Source organism: Vibrio rumoiensis, from assembly GCF_002218045.2.
Classification (GTDB): Bacteria; Pseudomonadota; Gammaproteobacteria; order Enterobacterales; family Vibrionaceae; genus Vibrio; species Vibrio rumoiensis.
On sequence record NZ_AP018685.1, the window covers coordinates 271,057 to 292,846 of the forward strand.

Annotated in this window: 19 protein-coding genes; 8 read left to right on the plus strand and 11 right to left on the minus strand. The window is 44.5% G+C overall.

All coding sequences use genetic code 11. The features are described from left to right. The first annotated feature begins 35 nt into the window (after nt 1-35). From VRUMOI_RS01205 to trpS, 4 genes are all read left to right on the plus strand, one after another. Nucleotides 36-857 carry a Dam family site-specific DNA-(adenine-N6)-methyltransferase gene (locus VRUMOI_RS01205; RefSeq protein ID WP_089139982.1) on the plus strand — a complete coding sequence of 274 codons (822 nt, stop codon included), beginning with the start codon at nt 36-38 and terminating at the stop codon, nt 855-857. 392 nt (nt 858-1,249) lie between these two features. Further along, on the plus strand, nt 1,250-1,921 hold the full coding sequence (gene rpe, locus VRUMOI_RS01210) for a ribulose-phosphate 3-epimerase (RefSeq protein WP_089124953.1): 672 nt from the start codon (nt 1,250-1,252) through the stop codon (nt 1,919-1,921). A 231-nt stretch (nt 1,922-2,152) separates the two neighbouring features. Beyond that, nucleotides 2,153-2,839, plus strand: a complete 687-nt coding sequence (locus tag VRUMOI_RS01215) for a phosphoglycolate phosphatase (protein ID WP_089140079.1) — start codon at nt 2,153-2,155, stop codon at nt 2,837-2,839. A 178-nt stretch (nt 2,840-3,017) separates the two neighbouring features. After that, entirely contained in the window at nt 3,018-4,034 is a 1,017-nt protein-coding gene (gene trpS / locus VRUMOI_RS01220; protein WP_089139983.1) for a tryptophan--tRNA ligase, read from the plus strand. Between the two features lie 82 nt (nt 4,035-4,116). Here trpS and VRUMOI_RS01225 read toward each other — a convergent pair whose 3' ends face one another. Beyond that, nucleotides 4,117-5,688: a long-chain-fatty-acid--CoA ligase gene (locus tag VRUMOI_RS01225; RefSeq protein ID WP_089139984.1), complete on the minus strand. Its 1,572-nt coding sequence runs from the start codon at nt 5,686-5,688 to the stop codon at nt 4,117-4,119. A gap of 55 nt (nt 5,689-5,743) precedes the next feature. After that, entirely contained in the window at nt 5,744-7,417 is a 1,674-nt protein-coding gene (locus VRUMOI_RS01230; RefSeq protein ID WP_197712948.1) for an acyl-CoA dehydrogenase family protein, read from the minus strand. A 238-nt stretch (nt 7,418-7,655) separates the two neighbouring features. On the opposite strand from VRUMOI_RS01230, the gene VRUMOI_RS01235 reads away from it, so the two are divergent. From VRUMOI_RS01235 to VRUMOI_RS01250, 4 genes are all read left to right on the plus strand, one after another. Next, the gene (locus tag VRUMOI_RS01235; RefSeq protein ID WP_089139986.1) at nt 7,656-8,234 is read left to right on the plus strand and encodes an aminodeoxychorismate/anthranilate synthase component II; all 579 of its coding nucleotides are present in this window, start codon (nt 7,656-7,658) and stop codon (nt 8,232-8,234) included. 222 nt (nt 8,235-8,456) lie between these two features. Beyond that, nucleotides 8,457-9,668, plus strand: a complete 1,212-nt coding sequence (locus VRUMOI_RS01240; RefSeq protein ID WP_089139987.1) for an aspartate aminotransferase family protein — start codon at nt 8,457-8,459, stop codon at nt 9,666-9,668. 158 nt (nt 9,669-9,826) lie between these two features. After that, a complete protein-coding gene (gene astA / locus VRUMOI_RS01245) occupies nt 9,827-10,855 on the plus strand; it encodes an arginine N-succinyltransferase (protein ID WP_089139988.1) in 1,029 nt (342 codons plus the stop codon). Between the two features lie 108 nt (nt 10,856-10,963). Next, entirely contained in the window at nt 10,964-11,761 is a 798-nt protein-coding gene (locus VRUMOI_RS01250; protein WP_089139989.1) for a DUF1338 domain-containing protein, read from the plus strand. 66 nt (nt 11,762-11,827) lie between these two features. Here VRUMOI_RS01250 and spoT read toward each other — a convergent pair whose 3' ends face one another. From spoT to VRUMOI_RS01295, 9 genes are all read right to left on the minus strand, one after another. Beyond that, nucleotides 11,828-13,954, minus strand: a complete 2,127-nt coding sequence (gene spoT, locus VRUMOI_RS01255; protein ID WP_089139990.1) for a bifunctional GTP diphosphokinase/guanosine-3',5'-bis pyrophosphate 3'-pyrophosphohydrolase — start codon at nt 13,952-13,954, stop codon at nt 11,828-11,830. Between the two features lie 25 nt (nt 13,955-13,979). After that, nucleotides 13,980-14,252, minus strand: a complete 273-nt coding sequence (gene rpoZ, locus VRUMOI_RS01260; protein ID WP_027696467.1) for a DNA-directed RNA polymerase subunit omega — start codon at nt 14,250-14,252, stop codon at nt 13,980-13,982. Nucleotides 14,253-14,373: 121 nt separating this feature from the next. Beyond that, nucleotides 14,374-14,997: a guanylate kinase gene (gene gmk / locus VRUMOI_RS01265; RefSeq protein WP_089140080.1), complete on the minus strand. Its 624-nt coding sequence runs from the start codon at nt 14,995-14,997 to the stop codon at nt 14,374-14,376. 212 nt (nt 14,998-15,209) lie between these two features. After that, the gene (locus VRUMOI_RS01270) at nt 15,210-16,565 is read right to left on the minus strand and encodes a Na+/H+ antiporter NhaC family protein (protein WP_089139991.1); all 1,356 of its coding nucleotides are present in this window, start codon (nt 16,563-16,565) and stop codon (nt 15,210-15,212) included. 204 nt (nt 16,566-16,769) lie between these two features. Further along, nucleotides 16,770-17,531: a DsbA family protein gene (locus tag VRUMOI_RS01275; RefSeq protein WP_231897471.1), complete on the minus strand. Its 762-nt coding sequence runs from the start codon at nt 17,529-17,531 to the stop codon at nt 16,770-16,772. 56 nt (nt 17,532-17,587) lie between these two features. Continuing rightward, nucleotides 17,588-18,082, minus strand: a complete 495-nt coding sequence (locus VRUMOI_RS01280) for a protein disulfide oxidoreductase (RefSeq protein ID WP_089139992.1) — start codon at nt 18,080-18,082, stop codon at nt 17,588-17,590. Continuing rightward, a complete protein-coding gene (locus tag VRUMOI_RS01285) occupies nt 18,079-20,199 on the minus strand; it encodes a protein-disulfide reductase DsbD family protein (RefSeq protein WP_089139993.1) in 2,121 nt (706 codons plus the stop codon). The genes VRUMOI_RS01280 and VRUMOI_RS01285 overlap by 4 nt, the downstream gene beginning before the upstream one ends. 79 nt (nt 20,200-20,278) lie before the next feature. Next, on the minus strand, nt 20,279-20,683 hold the full coding sequence (locus VRUMOI_RS01290; RefSeq protein WP_089139994.1) for a hypothetical protein: 405 nt from the start codon (nt 20,681-20,683) through the stop codon (nt 20,279-20,281). Nucleotides 20,684-20,842: 159 nt separating this feature from the next. Beyond that, on the minus strand, nt 20,843-21,709 hold the full coding sequence (locus VRUMOI_RS01295) for a YicC/YloC family endoribonuclease (protein WP_089139995.1): 867 nt from the start codon (nt 21,707-21,709) through the stop codon (nt 20,843-20,845). Nucleotides 21,710-21,790 lie beyond the last annotated feature (81 nt).

Consider the following 21,790-nt stretch of genomic DNA (forward strand, 5'->3'; position numbering starts at 1 on the left):
ATGAAAACACTTGTGGTCGGTGAGTAGTAAAATAGATGAAGAAGCAGCGAGCTTTCCTCAAATGGGCAGGCGGTAAATACGGTTTAGTTGAAGATATTCAACGTCACCTACCAGAAGGTAGAAAGCTGGTTGAACCTTTCGTAGGCGCTGGTTCGGTATTTTTAAATACCGATTATGACCAGTATCTATTGGCCGATATCAACCCAGATCTCATTAATCTGTATAACTTATTAAAACAACAGCCAGACTTGTTTATTCAAGAGGCGCAGCGTTTCTTCACACCTGAATATAACCGCAAGGAAGTGTACCTAGGGGTGCGTGCTGACTTTAATCAAAGCCAAGATACCTTCTTTCGTTCCCTTGCTTTCCTTTATATGAATCGTTTTGGCTTTAATGGATTATGCCGTTATAACAAAAAAGGTGGCTTTAATGTGCCTTTTGGTTCTTATAAGAAACCTTACTTCCCTGAAAACGAAATGTTGAATTTTGCGGATAAAGCAAAGAAGGCGACGTTTGTTTGTGAAGGCTACCCACAGACGTTTGCCCGAGCGCGTAAAGGTTGCGTGGTGTACTGTGATCCCCCTTATGCTCCATTAGCTCAAGCGAGTAACTTTACGTCTTACGCGGGTAATGGCTTTTCATTAGATGATCAAGCAGAATTAGCGAGTATTGCCGAGCACACCGCAGTGCAGCGCGATATTCCAGTACTTATTTCCAATCATGATACTGCATTGACTCGCCGTCTATACAAAGGCGCTCAGCTGAACGTGGTAAAAGTAAAGCGTACTATTAGTCGCAATGGCGCAGGCCGTAACAAGGTTGATGAGTTGTTAGCGTTGTTTGAAGCGAAGGGGTAAATTCGTTCCTAGTTCCTAGTTCCTAGTTCCTAGTTCCTAGTTCCTAGAAGCGAGAATGCTAGGCTAGGGGGCCCAAAAGCAAAGGATTGGTTTCGAATTGCGTGTTTTGTGTAACGCGTAAAAGCAAAAATAAAAATATTCATTGATATAAATAAGTTCACCGGCAAAATCTTCTCGGCTCTCGGCTCTCGGCTCTCGGCTCTCGGCTCTCGGCTCTCGGCTCTTCTTAGCAGCGAAGCGAAACTAGGGACTAGCCACCTAGGAACTAACCCAGTCCTTTATCTACCAAATCGTGACCTGCCACTTCTTCCATTTCTTGTATATAAACGTTTGCTTGGGTAAACTTGCGCCAATTTCACCCCCATTGATTTAGGCCATACTCGGAGTTAGCCATGAAAGACTTTCTGATCGCACCATCCATCCTCTCTGCAGATTTCGCTCGTTTAGGCGAAGATGTCGAAAGAGTACTCGCTGCTGGTGCTGATGTTGTTCACTTTGATGTGATGGATAATCACTATGTGCCTAACCTAACTTTTGGCGCGCCAATCTGTAAAGCGCTGCGTGACTACGGGATTACCGCGCCGATTGATGTTCATTTAATGGTGAAGCCGGTGGATAGTATTGTGCCTGAGTTTGCCAAAGCAGGCGCTTCAATGATTACCTTTCATATTGAAGCATCAGAACATGTCGATCGTACTCTACAATTAATCAAAGAGCATGGTTGTCAAGCTGGCGTTGTCTTTAACCCTGCAACACCGCTTCATCACTTAGATTACATCATGGATAAAGTTGATATGATTTTGTTGATGTCAGTGAACCCAGGTTTTGGTGGTCAATCTTTCATTCCATCTACATTAGATAAATTACGTGAAGTACGTAAGCGTATTGATGCGAGCGGTCGTAATATCCGTTTAGAAATTGATGGCGGAGTAAAAGTCGATAATATTCGTGAAATCGCAGAAGCAGGGGCGGATATGTTTGTGGCTGGGTCGGCGATTTTTAACCAACCAGATTACAAACAAGTGATTGATCAAATGCGTGAAGAGCTAGCGAAAGCCAAATAAACGCTATACCCTTCGTACTTGAAGCTACAGCTTTGTTAACGGCGTTCATTCACCGCAATCATATAGACTAGCTATGCTCATGGGGCCTCATTTACTTGTTGCCTCACTGCAACTCCAATTACTTTGGGTAAATGTCCTTAGGTAATGAGTGGTCGATATCGAAAGAGGCTTGAGATAAACTCAAGCCTCTTTTTGGTTTTAAATGGAAGTGTGTTGTAGATGGAAGCGGTAATGACGTTACAAGATATTCAATTAATCGCATTTGATTTAGACGGCACTTTACTTGATAGCGTGCCTGATTTGGCGGTTGCAGCGGATCAAGCAGTGCAAAGCTTAGGCTTTCCATCGGTAACGGAAGAGCAAGTTCGAGATTGGGTCGGTAATGGCGCTGACGTATTGATTGGTCGTGCGTTAAGTCAGAATATTAAGGTTGATGAATCATTGGATGCGGATTTGCTGAAACAAGCTCGTGAACGTTTTGATGAGTTTTATCATCAAGGGGGCCACCAACTCAGCCATTTATATTCTAATGTAACTTCGACATTAAAGGCTTTGCATCGCGCTGGCTATAAAATGGCGATTGTTACCAACAAGCCTTCCGCTTTTGTGCCAGATATTCTTCAGCAACATGGTATTGCCGATTTGTTTGTCGATGTGATTGGCGGTGATGACTTCTCTAATAAAAAGCCTGATCCAATGGCTCTTAATTGGCTGCTCGATAAGCATAAAGTGAGTGCACAACAAATGCTCATGGTCGGCGATTCAAAAAATGACGTATTAGCTGCGCAAAATGCAGGGTGTCATAGTTTTGCACTGACTTATGGTTACAACCACGGTGAGCCAATTTCTGACTCAGCACCAGACTATGTCGCGGATAACATTGCTGAGATGCTAGATGTGCTGAGTGTTTCTCAATAATTGTGATTATTCGAACAATTAGCTTGATAAAACGCTAGTCAAACCGAGCTAGATCAGTAAACTGAAATGCCTGCTTATCTCTTATTCTGATTGGATAAAGAGAAGCGGGCATTATTTTTAATTTCAGCCCAATATTCGATAATGAATATCCATTGGGGCGACAGTAAGGGAAAGAAACATGAGCAAACCCATAGTATTAAGTGGTGTTCAACCATCTGGTGAACTGAGTATTGGTAACTACTTGGGTGCTCTACGTCAATGGCAACAAATGCAAGATGACTATGATTGCCAGTACTGCGTTGTTGATCTTCATGCTATTACGGTTCGTCAAGATCCTAAGGCTCTATATGAAGCAACATTAGATGCATTAGCAGTTTGTCTTGCGGTTGGTGTTGATCCTAAGAAGAGCACGTTATTCGTTCAGTCACACGTACCGGAACATGCTCAACTAGGTTGGCTTCTTAACTGTTATACCCAAATGGGCGAACTGAATCGAATGACGCAGTTTAAAGATAAATCTCAGCGTTACGCGAATGATGTCAATGCGGGCCTTTTTGCTTATCCAGTATTAATGGCGGCGGATATTTTGTTATATGGCGCTCACCAAGTACCTGTCGGCAATGATCAAAAGCAGCACTTAGAGCTTGCTCGTGATATTGCGACTCGTTTTAATAATGTGTACAGCCCTGACAATCCAATTTTCCAAATTCCAGAGCCTTACATTCCACAAGTGAATGCGCGCGTAATGAGCTTACAAGATGCGACCAAAAAAATGTCTAAATCGGATGATAACCGTAAAAACGTTATTACTCTTTTAGAAGATCCTAAGTCGATTCTGAAAAAGATCAATAAAGCGCAAACCGATGCTGAAACGCCACCACGCATTGCCCATGATGTGGAAAATAAAGCGGGTATTTCTAACTTGATGGGCTTGTACTCAGCGGCAACAGGCAAGTCTTATCAAGAAATTGAAGCGCAATATGCGGGGGTTGAGATGTATGGCCCATTCAAGAAAGATGTCGGTGAAGCGATTGTGGCAATGCTTGAGCCAATTCAAAGCGAATATAAGCGTATCCGTGAAGATCGTGCTTATATGGATGAAGTAATGAAAGTGGGTGCAGAAAAAGCCTCAGCCAAAGCGGCGGTGACGTTAGCTAAAGCATACCAAGCGGTAGGTTTTGTGCCTCGCGGCTAAACTCCACCCTTAAATACACCGATAAAAACCGCTGAAGTTGATATTGCAGCGGTTTTTTGTTTTTATGACTTTGGTTTTTTCACTATGCTGTGCGTAATTCTCGGCGTAATACTTTACCTACCGTCGATTTTGGTAATGCTTCAAGAAAGATAATTTTACGAGGCACTTTATAAGCGGCTAAGTTTTCACGGCAATAAGCTTCGATTTCTTGTTGGGATAATTCCATACCAGAATTAAGCACAACATAGGCAATGACACATTCCCCTGTTTTTTCATCCGCAGCACCGACGACAGCAGCTTCCATAATATCGGGATGCTGACATAGCACTTCTTCAATTTCATTCGGGTAAACGTTAAAGCCTGACACAATAATCATGTCTTTCATGCGATCGACAATTCGAATCGCACCATTGTCTTGTTCAAAACCGATATCACCAGTGAGAAAGTAACCATTAATAATACTTTTTGCAGTATCTTCTGCACGGTTCCAGTAACCTTTCATCACTTGCGGGCCTTTGACAACTAATTCGCCTACTTCACCTTGTTTCAGTGGTTGATTGTTTTCATCCCATACTTGAATGTCGGTGTCGTTAAGTGGTGTTCCCACACAGCCAGCTTCTTGCTGACTAAACTCATTGAGCGTTACAACCGGAGAGGTTTCCGATAGTCCCCAACCTTCTGTGATAGTGCAGCCTGTTACTTTTTTCCAGAGATCAAAGGTCGAGGAGTTCAATGCAGAGCCACCTGAGAAGGTCACTTGTAAGTGAGAAAAGTCTACATTTTTAAAATCAGGATGATGGCATAAGCCCACAAATAAGGTGTTAATGCCTGCCATTCCGATAAATGGGGCGCTCTTGAGCGTCTCAACAAAGCTGGCAATATCTCTTGGGTTTGGAATCAAGGTATTTGGGATCCCTAAACCAAAAAGTGAAACCATATTTATGGTAAACGCATAGATATGATAAAGCGGTAGCGGACAAATAAAATTACCGCCTTTTAGGGTTGGAAGTTGCTCAATACGATGCGCCACTTGTGAGGCATTCGCGAGGATATTCGCGTGAGTTAGGCTTGCCCCTTTAGCAACACCAGTTGTCCCACCAGTGTATTGTAAAATAGCAATATCATCTGATTTGGCTTGGCTAGGCATCAAGTCTGGTAGCCGTGAGCCTTGTTCAATCAATGACATTAAATCAAGGTAACCCTGTTTGACTTCGCTTGGCATGATGAGATCCGTTGCCTTAGTCACAATCACTTGCTCGATACCAACTTGATCTTTAATCGCTTCATATTTTGGTAGTAAGTCTTCCAACACAATTAATGCTTTCGCGCCAGAGTCATTGAATTGGTGGTGCATTTCTCTAGGCGTATAAAGCGGGTTGGTATTGACGATGATTAAACCTGCTTTGAGTGCCGCATAAGCGACCACCGGATATTGGGTAAGATTAGGTAATTGAATAACGATACGATCGCCTGCTGTTAAGCCGCTAGAATGTTGCAACCATTGGGCGAAATGCGTTGATAACTGATCGATTTCAGCATAAGTATGATTTTTGCCTAAACACTGGTAAGCAGTTTGATCTGGGGCACGTTGGCAAGTATCTTCGATATATTGCGCTAGGTTCTGATACTGTGTAATGGATTGCCAATTATTCATGATTGCGCTCCTTGCATGGGCTGTCTTATTGTTTTGTTAATAATTTAAAATGGGTTTATTGGTGTGCGAGGGCTCGCTCAATAATGGCTTTGCAATCTATCGTGGCGGGGATCGTGCCATATTGATGATAAGTCGCTGAGGAGAGCCGTGATTCAACAAAGGCCCTAGCAATCAGTTCTTCTCCATAGATGTAAAGCGTTGATGCTTGCCAAGCGAGCGCTAAGCTTTCCATGATCTGACGAGCACGGACTTCAACGGTTTGAGAATCACTAAATAAAGGTCTGAGTTTGTCTAAGTGTTGGTCAAGTAATGGATGTTTGCCTCGTGCTAGTTCAAACTCTGCCAGTAAAACGTCAAGTGTATGTGGCTCTTTATGTAACACGCGAAGTAAATCCAAGCATTGAACATTACCTGAACCTTCCCAAATGGAGTTGACTGGTGCTTCTCGGTAAAGACGGCTAATGACATTTTCATCGACATAACCGACACCGCCTAAACATTCCATGGCCTCAAAAGTATGCTGTACTGCACGCTTACAAATCCAATACTTGCCAATTGACGTTGCACTGCGTACCAAAGACGCTTGTGTGGGATCGTCGAGATTATCGAGCGCGTGAGAAATACGCATCGTGATGGCTAAAGCCGCTTCGGCCTCAATGGCCAGATCAGCCAATACATTCAGCATGAGTGGTTGCTGGTGTAAGTTTTTTCCAAATACTGAGCGGCCAGATGTATGCCAAATCGCTTCTTTAGCGGCTTGTCCCATTAAGGCGCTAGAGCCGATCATGCAATCATAACGAGTTAAGGCGACCATCTGAATAATCGTACGAATGCCGCGGCCTTCCTCACCGAGTAGCCAACCATGGGCTTCTCTAAATTCAATTTCTGAACTCGCGTTAGATTTATTGCCAAGTTTATTCTTGAGACGCTGAATATGAATCGGGTTCTTACTGCCATCTTCACGCCAGCGTGGTACTAAGAAGCACGACAGTTTGTCATTGGCTTGAGCTAAAACGAGAAAAGCATCGCACATTGGTGCCGAACAAAACCATTTATGGCCGACCAATGAATAGGGATTCCCTGGTCCAGATTGCTCAATTGGTGCGGCGATCGTGGTGTTGGCTCGCACATCCGAACCGCCTTGTTTTTCTGTCATCGCCATGCCAATAGTCACGCCTTGCTTTTCAAAATAAGGCTTATTACTGCCATCGTATTGAGTCGCGGTGATTTTGGGCATCCAGATTTCAGCCACGTTGGGCTGCTGTTGAATGGCTGGCACGGAGGCAAATGTCATGGTAAGTGGGCAGCCTGACCCCGGATCAACATGGTTATGCATATACGCGAGTGCAGCACGGGCGACGTGAGAACCTTGTTTAGGATGAGTCCAAGGTAGGCTCGTATGGCCCGACTTGATCGCCGTCGACATTAGTTGGTGATAGGCCGGGTGGTAATCCACTTGATCTATTCGGTAACCGAATCGGTCATGTGATTGAAATTCGGGTAGGTGTTTATTGGCCAAAAAACCGGCTTCAATTAAGTCGCCACCAACGTGAGAGCCAAATGTTTCTAATTGACCGGTTGCCCACTCACCGTTGAATCGGTTAACCCAATATTTCAGCACTTGGTCTGACTGATAAGCGTTATAGTCGAGCAGTGGCTTGGGTTGATTAAATACTGTGTGAGTGTCGTATTGACGTTGTTTTTGGCTTGTGTCGACATTCTGTGTCATGAAAATATTCTCTGCCATCCTTAATTAACAACAAACTATTAACACATCTATCATTAAAGTTTTTAGCGAGATAATAATAATGTGGAGTTAAACACGTGTTTGAAGAAAATTGTTGATGTTTTTATGAACGAAATCATCTTGACGGAGAAAAAATTATTCACTTTATATAGTGAGAAGCTTGCCTTTATTTGTCGCTATTGCAGAATACACTTCCCTTACTCGGTATTAAGAACTCAAGATGTTGCTGATTATTGATAATTACGATTCCTTTACCTACAACCTCTACCAATATTTTTGTGAGCTAGGGGCGAAGGTGCAAGTTATACGTAATGATGAAATTGATATCGCCGGTATCGAAGCGCTGAATCCAAGTCATTTAGTGATTTCTCCGGGGCCATGTACGCCAAATGAAGCGGGAATTTCATTGCAAGCTATTCAATATTTTGCCGGCAAACTACCAATATTAGGTGTGTGTTTAGGCCATCAAGCGATCGCCCAAGCGTTTGGCGGAGAAGTTATAAGAGCTAGGCAAGTGATGCATGGCAAAACCTCTCCGATTGTTCATAATGGACAAAGCGTGTTTCGGGATTTACCTAATCCTTTAACCGTGACGCGTTATCATTCTTTAGTGGTTGAAACTTCCAGCCTACCAGAATGCTTTGAGCTCACCGCATGGACCACGCGGGAAAATGGTGAGCTTGATGAAATCATGGGCTATCAACATAAAACCTTGCCGATAGACGCCGTGCAATTTCATCCGGAGTCGATCAAAACCGAATGTGGGCATCAAATCCTAGCCAATTTCCTTCAGCGATAAATTCTGCCTAAAAGTTACAAAAACGTTAATTGTTCCACAACCTTGTGATTTAGATTTTATCCTATTCTAAAATTCCACTATCCTCTAATGCATACACCTGAATGTGAGTTCAGGGGCGTTCTCGTTTGAATAAATATTTATAATAATTAAATAAAAAGTCATTGATGCGTTTTGCTTACTTAGCTAGATTAGTAGTAAGTGAATAAACAAAGAGGATTAGGGATGTCAGTTGATACGCAAGTGCAAAGAAGTTGGTTTGAAGATGTCATGGTACCTTGTTACAACCCAATGGAAATGATTCCAGTACGTGGGCAAGGTTCGGTAGTTTGGGATCAAGACGGTAAGGAATATATTGATTTCGCCGGTGGTATTGCGGTGAGTTGCCTTGGCCATTGTCACCCAATTATGGTTGAGGCTCTGACAGAGCAAGCGCATAAAATTTGGCATTTAAGTAATGTGATGACCAATGAGCCGGCATTACGTTTAGCGAAAAAACTGACGGAAATTAGTTTTGCTGAAAAAGTATTTTTTGCGAATTCTGGCGCCGAAGCCAATGAAGCCGCATTAAAGCTGGCTCGTCGCTGGGCGAAAGAAACCCATGGTGAAGAAAAAAATGAAATCATCGCGTTCACTCAAGGTTTCCATGGCCGTACCTTCTTTACAGTAACCGTTGGTGGGCAGCCAGCTTACTCGGATGGGTTTGGACCAAAACCGGGCGGCATTACTCATATTCCTTATAACGATCTTGAGGCATTAAAAGCCCACTTATCAGACAAAACCTGCGCGGTGATGATGGAGCCTTTGCAAGGTGAAGGCGGGGTAGTTTCTCCGGATCCTGAGTTTGTACAAGCGGTGAGAGATCTTTGTGATCAACACCATGCGCTATTGATCTTTGACGAAGTTCAAACCGGCAATGGTAGAACGGGCCACTTCTATGCTTATCAAGAGCTTGGCGTGACGCCGGATATTCTATCTACCGCCAAATCGCTTGGTGGAGGTTTTCCTATTGGCGCCATGCTCACGACCACTGAGTTAGCACAACATATGAAGCCGGGCGTACATGGTTCAACTTATGGCGGTAACCCATTAGCTTGTGCCGTCGCTGAAGCGGTCGTCAATCACATTAGTCAACCATCAGTGCTACAAGGTGTTGCTGAGCGTGAACAGTGGCTAAAACAAGGTCTATCAGCATTAAACGATAAGTACGGTTTATTTGCGGATATTCGTGGTAAAGGTTTACTGATCGGTGCCGAGCTCAATGAGCAATGGAAAGGTCGTGCACGTGATATTTTGGTAGCAGCAGGGCAACACGGCTTATTACTATTAGTGGCGGGTGCCAATGTTGTGCGCTTTACGCCGTCTCTAGTGATAACCCAAAAAGAAATTGAGCAAGGTTTGGCTAAACTCGATCAAGCCATTGCATCACTGGTTTAATCCTTTACTTCTTTTTTAAGTAGAGGGTTCAGTTTCTTTTTGAATACATAGGGTAGCAAGAATATGGCTGCCCTATGTTTGTTATCGCTCTCATTCTGGGTTTTGACGCCACTTGGTATTAATGCCAAGGACGCAAGCTAAGAGAAGGAGGAGGCAATATGATCATCGTCCGCCCCATTCAATTGTCTGATTACGATGCGCTGTATCGCTGCGCCGAAGACTCTGGTCATGGCTTTACGTCGCTACCGCTTAATCAAGAGATATTGACTCGCCGCATCGAGAATTCACAACAAAGCTTTTTGAAACCATCAATAGACGGGCAATTTACGCGCCAAGATGAAAGTTACCTTATGGTTGCTGTTGATAGTGAAAGCAATGAAATTATTGGCACCACCGGTATTGAAGCATCGATTGGTTGGGATGTGCCTGCTTACAGTTATCACATCAGTAAAGTGGTGCACAGCTCAAACAAATTAAAAGTACGCAATGAAGTCAAGGTACTGACTCTTGGTAATAACTACACAGGCAGCAGCGAACTGTGTACTTTATTTCTGCGTCCTGAATACCGCCAAGGTCTCAATGGCCGATTGCTCTCTAAGTGCCGCTTTCTCATGCTGGCACAATTTCCGGAACGTTTTTCTGACACAATTATTGCTGAAATGCGGGGTGTCAGTGATGAGCAAGGTAATTCACCTTTTTGGCAGTGGCTTAAGCAACATTTCTTCTCGATTGATTTCACGTTAGCCGACTACCTCACCGGAATTGGTAGCAAAGGCTTTATTGCTGATTTAATGCCTAAGCTACCGATTTATGTCAACTTGTTAAGCCCAGAAGCACAAGCGGTGATTGGTCAAGTTCATCAGCAAACTGCTCCTGCATTAAAACTGCTCGAACGTGAAGGGTTTTCTTGCCGAGGTTATGTCGATATTTTTGATGCAGGGCCAACGGTTGAGTGCGATCGTGAGCGTATCCATTCGGTGCAGCAATCACTTCTCACCAAAGTGGAAGTACGAGCTCACTCTTCTTCACAGCAATACCTCATCGCTAACACTAAGCTGCAAGACTTTCGAGCAACATTAACCAAAGCTGCCTATGATTCTGAACGTAATACGCTTTATCTTGCGCCAGAGGTGGCGGAGCAATTATTGGTGGAAACCGGTGATAGCTTAAGAGTATTAGCTCAGTGAGCCATGTATAGATTGTGAGCTTTTTGAAAGAAATGAACGTGTTAAATATTGAAAACGCGAATGTGAACTATAGTTTTAGTGCAGCAATATTAATTTGGAGAGGAAGCCATGGTAACGGTTGAACAATTATTTGAGCAACTTTGGCAAGATTATGCCAAACGCTTGTGTCCTTCAGCGTCAAAAGTGCAAAAATTATTGAGTCAAAAAAGTGATAAATTAATCAATGATCATATTGCATTGCGAACTTTCTCAGGCAGCAAGTTAGGGCTCGCTCAACTTGCTAAGCATTTTGTTGAGCTTGGTTATCAGCCGGCGGGAGAGTACCACTTTGAAGCAAAAAAATTGTATGCTCAACATTACCAACATCCCGATCCTCTATACCCTAAAGTATTCATTAGTGAATTATGTTTGGATCAATGCTCAGACGCGCTTCAGCAAATCGTTAATAAGCTGCTGCATGACTTGCCAAGCCAATATAGTGATGATGTTCGGTTTTTATTTCAAGGTCGACCTTGGCGTGTTAGCAAAGACGATTATCAAACACTCGCGCAAGAAAGTGAGTATGCCGCTTGGGTTGCCGCCCATGGTTTTGGCGCCAATCATTTCACCGTCAGCGTCAATCATCTAGCGGGGTTTCTCGATTTGGAACAAGTGAATGACTTCTTAGTGTGGCATCACTTTGAAATGAATCATTCGGGTGGTGATATTAAAGGCAGCAAAGAGGTTGGTTTACAGCAATCTTCAACTTTAGCGGACAAAGTTAAGGTGGAATTTAGCGATGGCGAATTGGTGATCCCCGGTGGGTTTTATGAATTTGCTAAGCGCTTTGAGATGGAAGCTGGTGGCTTATATCAAGGTTTTGTCACCGCATCAGCCGATAAGATTTTTGAAAGTACCAATATGTAATATGCTCGTTTCCCGTTATTCGAAAAATTAAGCTTTTCGAGAAACGAGAAACGAGAAACGAGATGCCTAGTTACGAGCTCGACGCACTTTGAGTGCATGAGGCATCACTCGAATGCGTCTCATGACTTCAGCAAGATGTACTCGGTCTTTTGTCGTTAATAGTAAAGTGATGGTATATAAACGCCCATCACGTTCTTCGGTGGCAATACCGTGAATATTCGAGCCAGTAGAAGAGACAACATTGGTCAAATCGGCTAGCGCACCTTGACGGTTCTGCATATCGACTTTGAGTTCAGTAATGAATTCTTGCTCAAAATCCTTCGACCATTCAACTGCCATATAACGCTCAGGCTCTTTCTGGTAACCACGGATATTTGGGCAGGTTTCACGGTGGATCACCAAACCTCGTCCCGGTGAAACATGCGCAACAATGTGATCATCTGGGATCGGGTGACAACATTTCGCGTAAGTCAGCAAGATGCCTTCTGCACCACGGATAGGCAGTTTCTTCTTGGAAGAAGATTCGCCATCGGGCGTTGGAAGTTCGGTCAGTTCATCGGCATCACCAAGTAAACGACGAGCAATGACAATACTCATCAATTCACCTAAGCCAATCGAAGCCAGTAATTCATCCAATGATTTCAGTTTAAGGTCAGATAACACATGCGCGATGTTGCCTTCGCTGATATCACTGATAGACAGATCGCCCAGTGCATGATTGAGCAAACGACGGCCAAGCGCGACCGATTCATCACGGCGCATCGTCTTCAATACTTGACGTATTTTAGTACGAGCGCGGGAGGTCACCACATAGTTCAACCATGCGGCATTCGGACGAGCTCCTGGAGCACTGATGATTTCAATGGTTTGGCCATTTTTCAGCGCTTTGCTTAACGGGTATGGGTTACGATCAACACGAGCACCGACACAGGTATTACCGACGTCAGTGTGTACCGCATAAGCGAAGTCGACCGGGGTTGCACCCGCGGGCAATTCAATGATGCGACCTTTCGGGGTAAATACAAAAATCTCATCAGGGAAGAGATCGGATTTAACGTGCTCGATAAACTCAAACGAGTTGCCGGCACTTTGTTGTAATTCGAGCAAGCTTTGCATCCAACGCTGCGCTTTAATTTGCGCAGTGGTGCCGGAGCTATCACCATTGGCTTTATACGACCAGTGTGCTGCCACACCTTTGTCCGCCATTTGATCCATATCTTCAGTACGGATCTGAACTTCAACCGGTACGCCATGTGGGCCAACCATTGAAGTATGTAACGATTGATAGCCATTGGCTTTTGGTACCGCAATGTAATCTTTCATGCGGCCAGGGCGAGGCTTGTACAGGTTATGTACTTGACCTAATACTCGGTAGCAAGTGTCGGCAGTATCGACAATCACGCGGAAAGCATAAATATCCATAATAGTATGGAAACGTTGCTCTTTCGTGCGCATTTTATTGTAGATAGAGTATAGGTTTTTTTCTCGACCGAGTACGCGAACTTGTAAGCCGGCTTCTTGTAAGCGACCTTCAATTTCACTGTGAATGCGTTGAATCATTTCTTTACGGTTGCCGCGCGCCGCTTTCACTACTTCTTTCAATACTCGGTAGCGATTAGGATACAAAGCTTCAAAACCGAGCTCTTCGAGTTCAGTCTTTATGTTGTGAATACCTAAACGGTGGGCAAGGGGAGAGAAGATTTCAACTGTTTCACGGGCGATACGGCGACGTTTATCTGGGCGTAATGCGCCAAGGGTGCGCATATTGTGGGTACGGTCAGCCAGCTTAATGAGAATCACGCGAATGTCTTGCACCATGGCTAAGATCATTTTACGGAAGTTTTCAGCTTGAGCTTCTTTACGATCGCGGAATTTGAGTTTGTCGAGTTTAGAGACACCATCAACTAATTCGGCAACGGTTTCACCAAATTGAGCGGCGAGATCTTCTTTAGTGACCTCGGTATCTTCAATCACATCATGCAACAACGCCGCCATTAAGGTTTCGTTATCGAGATGCATTTCAGCCAGAATACGGGCGACCGCAACTGGGTGGATGATGTAAGGTTCGCCACTCGAGCGAGTTTGGCCTTCATGAGCCTCTTTTGCGACCAAAAAGGCTTCACGCAGAGTCTCAATTTGAGACTCTGGCAAATATTCTTGGGCAACGGCCTTTAAACTTTCAAATAAGTACAATTGTTATACGCCCAGAATAGAGAGATTAACGGTGGTGAACGATGCTGCTTACTGCTGCTAGTTCTGCCGCGTCTTGCTCTTGTTGTTCTTGGCGCTCACGTGCGTCTAGTACTTCTTTGGTGATCAAGCCTTCTTCGATTTCGCGTAGTGCGATAACCGTGGTCTTATCATTTTCTTCAGGAACCAATGCATCTTTGTTGCCAGTTTGCATTTGACGAGCGCGGCGAGCCGCAATTAGGACTAGGTCGAAACGGTTACCGACTTTTTCAACAGCGTCTTGGACAGTTACGCGTGCCATGGTGACTCCAATTAGTGAATTTTATTTAGAATGACGGGAAATTATACAGCCTTACTGCTAGAGATTCTAGCAATAAGATAGCTGTGTACTTATTTGTGTGTTTTAAGAGAAAAACTCTAATTTATTCAGCCAGTAAGGCTTGTAACATGCCGTTATATTTAACCGCTTGTTTGTCTTGTCTTAGACGCTCAGCACGAATAATGGCTTTAAAGTCCATTAATGCAGCATCGAAGTCATCATTGATGATCAGATAATCGTATTCATCATAATGCGAAATTTCAGATTTTGCTTTACTCATACGACCGGCGATCACTTCTTCGCTGTCTTGCCCTCGAGTATTCAAACGGCGCTCTAGTTCACCGTTTGATGGTGGCAAAATAAAAATGCCTTTGGCGTGTGGCATTTGGGTACGAATTTGACGCGCACCTTGCCAATCGATATCTAAGAAAATATCAATGCCTTTATTGAGGTTTTCTTCAATCCACACACGAGAGGTGCCGTAATAATTACCAAACACTTCAGCATGTTCGAGAAATACACCTTGTTCCATTAACTCAATAAAGTGATCTTTTTCAACAAAGTGATAATGAACGCCGTCTTCTTCACCTGGGCGTTGATCACGAGTGGTATGTGAAATGGACACCTTCATCGCATAGTTAGGGTTTTTTTCTAACATTGCAGAAATAAGGCTAGATTTACCCGCACCACTGGGTGCAGAAACAATATAAAGGGTACCTTTACCGATCATTATTCATTCACTTTTGTTGGGACTTATCGTTATCATTTTAGTCAACAAGGTGGTTTCACCAAAGCATTAAAAACAATAAGGATAAAAAAAGGGAGCGCAGAGTAGCATAAGGTGTTGAGAATTTGAATCTGTAAGCTGGCTTTGCCGATAAAATTAAAGCCACTTAACCGGTAAGCGGCTTTCATTAGAAGGCATATTTCACTATTAAACTAGGCGTGACGGTTTTTCACAAATACCGCAATGATCGCGCAAGCAGCCAAAATAAAGCAGTAGAAAGAGTTAGAGACAATTTCTAGCGGTGATAATTGAAATACCGAGCCCAATAATAAGATTTGAGCACCATAAGGCAAAATGCCCTGAGTGACACAAGAGAAAATGTCGAGCAAGCTAGCCGAGCGTTTCTCGCTGACGCCATTTTGTTGTGACAATTCACGAGCCACACTGCCCGATACAATGATGGCGACGGTATTATTAGCGGTACAGAAATTGGTTAGAGAGACTAAAATGGCAATGCCGAGTTCACTGGCACGTGAGTTCGCTTTAGCAGAATGTTTTGCGCCGAATTGATGGATGATGCGGCTGGCTAATTGGGTTAAAAATGCCAGACCACCTTGTTGACGCATCAGTTCACTTAATCCACCAATTAACATCGACAATAAGAAGATTTCTTGCATGTTGCCAAAGCCAGCATAGATATCTTTGCCCAGTTGGCTGAGTGCGTAATCCGGTACTGAATATAAGCTGACGCCACCGGCTAACACAATGCCCAAACTTAGCACCACAAACACATTCAGACCTGAAACCGCCAACACCAGAATGGTGAGATAAGGCAGGATTTTCAACCATTCAATATCACCGGTGGCTGGCGTTTGCGTCGCCGTACTGCTTAAAGCAAAAATGACAAGCGCAATCAATGCAGCTGGAATGGCGATTTTAACGTTTTCTCGGAATTTATCTTTCATCTCACAGCCTTGTGAGCGAGTCGCTGCGATAGTGGTATCAGAGATGATTGATAAGTTATCACCAAACATCGCCCCACTTAATACGACACCAGCGGTGAGTGGCATGCTCATTCCTGCTGATTGCGCGATCCCGACCGCCACTGGCGCAACCGCGGCAATAGTGCCCATCGACGTACCCATCGCAGTCGCAATAAAAGCAGAGATTAAAAAGATACCCGGTAGGATCATACTGGTAGGCAATAACGATAAGCCTAGGTTCACCGTAGCATCAACGCCACCAGAAGCTTTCGCGACCGCCGCAAAAGCACCCGCAAGCAAGTAGATCATGCACATCGCGATGATGTCTTGATGACCAACGCCACTTAAAAATTGTTCAATGGCTTTATTGATCTTTTCTTTGCTTAATAAAATCGCCACCACAATAGCAGGCAATGCTGCAATAGGGGCGGGCAGTTGATAAAACGCAAAATCCACTCCTTGCATGGTTAAGTAAGTGCCTACTCCAATGAATAACGAGAGAAATACACCTAACGGTAATAATGCCAATGCGGACGGTGCAGGGCGATGAGATGGAGCTGACGTTGATGATTCAGGGGCAGACATAACACACCAATAGTAAGGAATATCGAAAACAAAACAGGCCGCGCAGAGTAAAGCTTGCACAAGGGATTGTCAACGTCTAGACGTCTAAACATCTGTTCTTGGGTGGCAATAATAAAGGAGGGGTGAAAGTAAAAGAACGTTAAAAATAAAACAAAGGCCACTTGCTAGCCGCCTTTGTTTTGTGGGTTAGTGGGGCTTGATCAATTATTGGGCGAGTTGCGCTTGAATAATCGGCTCGAGTTTTTCAATCGGTAAATAGCCAGGAATCACCTGATCGCCAATGAGCATTGCGGGTGTGCCCTGCAAGCCAAGTTGCGCAAATAATTGATAGTTCTTAGTGACTTGCTGGTGCGTTTTGTCTTGAGGCTCCAATTGTTGACGAGTATCGGTTTTCTTGGCGACTCGTAACAATGAGCCTGGGTTGTGACTGCCTGGCTTGTTGACCAATAACTCACTGACTTGCGCAAACTTGGTAGGTTGATTTTGCCAAGTGTTCAGCGCATAAGAAGCCGAGTTTTCATCACTATTGATTTCTTTTAGTGGTACGAGAATATCCACGACTTTTAGCTCCGGATATTTCTCGGCTAATTGTTGTAATACCGGCGTGAGTTTTTTACACCAAGGGCAGCTGTAGTCGGTAAAAAATGCAATCGTCAGTTTCGGTTGTTTCGCACCGTAAGACGGTTGTTTCGCACCGTAAGACGGTTGGTCTGGGTTGTTGTAGATATAATCATGGTGTTGTTTTAACACCGCATCAAATTGATTTTGTTGGTGTACATAGCGTTGTAAGCTTTCATGGAGATCATCAACTACTTGTGGGTTATCTCGTAGCATTTGGCTAATGTCATTGATTTTCTGCTCAGTGGCTTGTGGCAACGTTGCCGCTTGTCGCGCCGTTACCGGCAAGCTCATCATCAGTAGTCCAAGCCAAATTACAGCGCGTTGTTTTATGGTGGTTCTCATCATAGTGGTTCTCATAATAAATAATTCCCAAGTGAAACTTAATAAAAGGGGTATGCGACTTAACTTAGCCATAGACGGGCAAGTAAACCGAGTGGCGAGGTAAAGCCGGTGGTGATGTGTTTAATCTCGCCATTTTTTACGATGAAAATGGTTGGCGTGACATTCACTCCCCACTGTTGGCCGATCTGGCTACGAGGATCATTGATGTTGGCAAAGCCCAACTGTTTATATTCAAAGTAGCGTTGCAGTTTGTGCGACTCACCAGATGATAGGGAAACGCCGACCGTGGGGTAGTAATCGCTCACCCAATTAACACTTGGCGTGACTAACTGACACACCGAACACCAGCTCGCCCAGAAGTACACCACCACAAGTTGCTGTTGGCTAAGCGCCTCAATATCAATCCATTGTTGATTAATATCTTCTGCTTTGAGGGTAAAACTGGTTTGTGTTGGTACTGACTGACTACGCCATAGATCAACCGCAATTGAGACGATAATCAGCAATAATAGGTACTTGAATAGCCCAATCAGTTTTGATTTTATCGACTTCATTGAACACCTCCCGAGGCTTGCGCGATGGCTTGCATCACATCGTCACTGGAGTAGATCACAGGTAACTCAATACCTTGCGGCGCTTGCGGTCCATACACAATATTGAACGGCACGCCAAAGCGATTATAGGATTGTAAGTATTCACTCACTTGTGGGTTGGGCACCGTCCAATCATCTTGCATGCGTACAATCTTGTCTTGTTGCAGCGCGTCATAAACCGGTTGTTGCAGCAGCACGCCGATCTTGTTGGCTTTACAGGTAATGCACCAATCCGCCGTTACATCGACAAACACGGTATTACCTGCCGCGACTTGTTGTTGGATATGCTGAGTATCTAGCGGCTGCCAGCTTAACTCGGCGGGCAACGGCGAGCGCCAATGATCAGCCGTGAGACTGGCAATGAAAAAGACTAATGCCGCGGCAATTAACCCTAGACTGGCGGTGATGCCAACCAAGCGGCCGCCAAATACCTGAACACTACGCCAAACGAGCAATAACAAAGCGCAGGCACTTATCGCCCATAGAAGTCCGGTCGATAGATGTGATGAGAGCAAAGTGATGAGCCACACGCAGGTCGCGAGCATCATCAAGCCAAATACCACTTTCAGGCGATTCATCCATTGACCCGGTCGAGGCAGTTTTAATGCTAATGAAGGGCGCAGCGCCACCAATAGCCAAGGTAGGGCCATGCCGATGCCTAGACCGGTAAAAATCAGAAATAACGTTAACCAGGAAGCGCCAAGTGCAAAGGCGACTGCGGTACCAAGAAACGGCGCAGAACAAGGCGTGGCCAATAATGTTGCAAACATACCTTGTATAAAGTGCCCGGAATGATTATTGCCTCCCTTCGTGGCGAGCCAAGTGTTCATCGAAGCAGGTAAACGCAGTTCAAATAAACCCAGCATATTGGCGCCAAACAAAGCGGTAACTAGAGCCATCACACCAAGAAAGCCGGCACTTTGAAATTGAATGCCCCAACCAATCGATTGACCAGACCACTTAAGGAGCGCCAAGCTCACGGCAATTAACCAAAACGAAAAGATAATGCCAGCCGCCGAAGCGAAAGATTGCATTCTCACCTGTGATTTTTGCTGGTGTTCCACACTTAATACCGAGGTGAGTTTCATACCTAATACTGGGAGCACGCACGGCATTACATTGAGGATCAAACCACCTAGCAAAGCAAAGAGAAACATCGTCAATAATGATGAGCCTGCGCCGGCTTCAATAACCGGTCCATCGGTTAACGCAATGGTTTGTTCGGCAATAAATTGCTTATCGACCACCGTGATTTGTACCGATTCACCGCTTAAATTCGGCTCACCTAACCAATTAGAAACATCAAACCAAGCCGTCAGCTGATTACCATCAATCGATACCCTTGGGTGAGAAAAACTGCTATCGGCAACATTTTCTGCCTTGCCATCAATAAACAGATCAGGTTGCTGCCAACCTTGCTGACTGGTGAGAGAGACTTGCAGTTTATGATTAGATTCATCCCATGTAGCTCGTGCATTATCCAATCGAGACGAATCTTGCGGCACTAAACTGACCGCTTGAGCATAACGGCGCATCGCCTCCGGATCCGCTTGTAAGTCTGATGGAGTAAAGCTGAGCTCTAACGGATAGTCGGTGATCACGCACACGGTTGAGCAAGACGATAAGCTTAAATTGGCCTTAAAGGTCACGGGCTGGTGGCTATCCTCGACCTTAATCGATAATGGAAATAACACATCATGCTTATAGCCGAGGGTCTCGATGCCTAAAACATCAAAACGCTGCGGATAAGGCCACTGCCAATCGACCGTTTCGATATTACTGGGGGCTTGCCAGTTTAGCTCTGGAGACACGCCGCCTTCGCCCGGAGAACGCCAGTAGGTTTTCCAGTCATCATCGAGTTTGACTTCAATAAAACCGGCGACATGCTGGTCAGCATCCATCTGTCCCGTTAATACAAATTGCACCTCAACTGGCGGGTGCTGTGGTGCTTTAATCCAGCCCGTCGTCAATGGTGCGGCGGTTAATTGAATGCTGAATAAAGCAAATAGCCCAAACAACCCAAAGCGCAATGGACAAAGCTTAGATTGAAGGCGTGTGAATACAGTAAAAAATGGCATAAGTATTCCTAACAATGAAAATAACAAACACGACCCACCCTATAAAAAGGGGGAGATGATTAGAGTGGTGGGTTATTTATCATTCTTGAAAAATACAAAGCTCTAAATGACGTCGCCGTTTGGGGACCGGAGGTTTATGAAATATTCGATGTGAGGTAAGACTAAACCACAGGAAGGCGGCAATTATTAAGCTCGGTAATAGGTTACTAATCACCACGCTATCAAGTTGATGAAAATGAAATTGCAGCAGCTTTTCTGATAAGTGGCATTCGCTCGCACTATCCGATTTCACTGTATTTTCAATGCTATTATCAGAAAATGCAGTGAAATTTGCAGCGACACTACTCGATTGAGAAGCCGACACCGAGCAAGCCGCCGACAACACATTCATATTTTTCATCAGGCACACTAACACCACCCACAGCACAAGAATCAGTGCCCAGCGAGTTGCGGTAGAAGTACGTAGATGATGCAGTGTTTTCAAACCTTACCTTTATCATGATGTTATGTAAGACATCTAAGAGACAGATGATGAGGGTTCAAGTTCGAATCGGCATCTGTTTGATTGTAACTAGGTGTGAATGAGAGTAATAAAAAGCCCTCAATCAAGAGGGCTGTTTTAGTTTGAATGCAGAGTGGTTGATTACTCAATATTCTGAATTTGCTCTCTCATTTGCTCAATCAAGACTTTCAGCTCAACACCTGATGCGGTTACATCTGTACTAATTGATTTAGACGCTAACGTATTCGCTTCACGGTTGAATTCTTGCATCATGAAATCGAGTTTACGACCACAGGCACCGCCTTTTTTCATAATGTTGTTGGCTTCTTTTACGTGAGAATCTAGGCGGTCGAGTTCTTCGGCTACGTCAGATTTTTGCGCCAGTAGAATCAGCTCTTGCTCAACGCGTGAGCTGTCGAGTTCGATTTTGGCTTCTTCAAATTTATTCATTAGGCGATCACGTTGCCATTGTAGGATCTCTGGCATGCGAGCACGGACTTTGGCAGCTTCTGCTGTGATGGCTTCAAGGCGTTGGTCGATCAGCGCTTTCATATTGGCACCTTCACGGCCACGCGCGTCGATGAAATCGGTCATCGCTTCTTCAAATGCCGCAAGCAATTCTTTTTGGATAGCATCCATATCTTGCTCTGGTGCTTCCATCACGCCCGGCCAGTTCATCACTTGGAATGGGTTAATGCGGGAGTCTTCACCGGTTAGCGACATCACTTGGTTGGCCGCTTGAATCACTTGCTTAGCAAGATCTTCATTGATGTTGAGGGCACTTTGCGCTTTGGTATTCGCTTCAAAACGTAGGTGACATTCTACTTTACCGCGTGCTAGACGCTTACGAAAACGCTCACGTAGGATTGGCTCTAAACCACGGAATTGTTCTGGTAGGCGGAAGTAAGTTTCTAAATAACGTTGGTTAACGCTGCGAATTTCCCATACGGCATTGCCCCAATCAGATTTGATTTCTTTGCGGGCATAAGCGGTCATGCTATAGATCATTGAAGATTACCTAGTCTAAATAATGTGGTGATTTTCTGCCGCTATGGTAGCACAGCTCAAGGTGAAAATGGCTAAGTGATG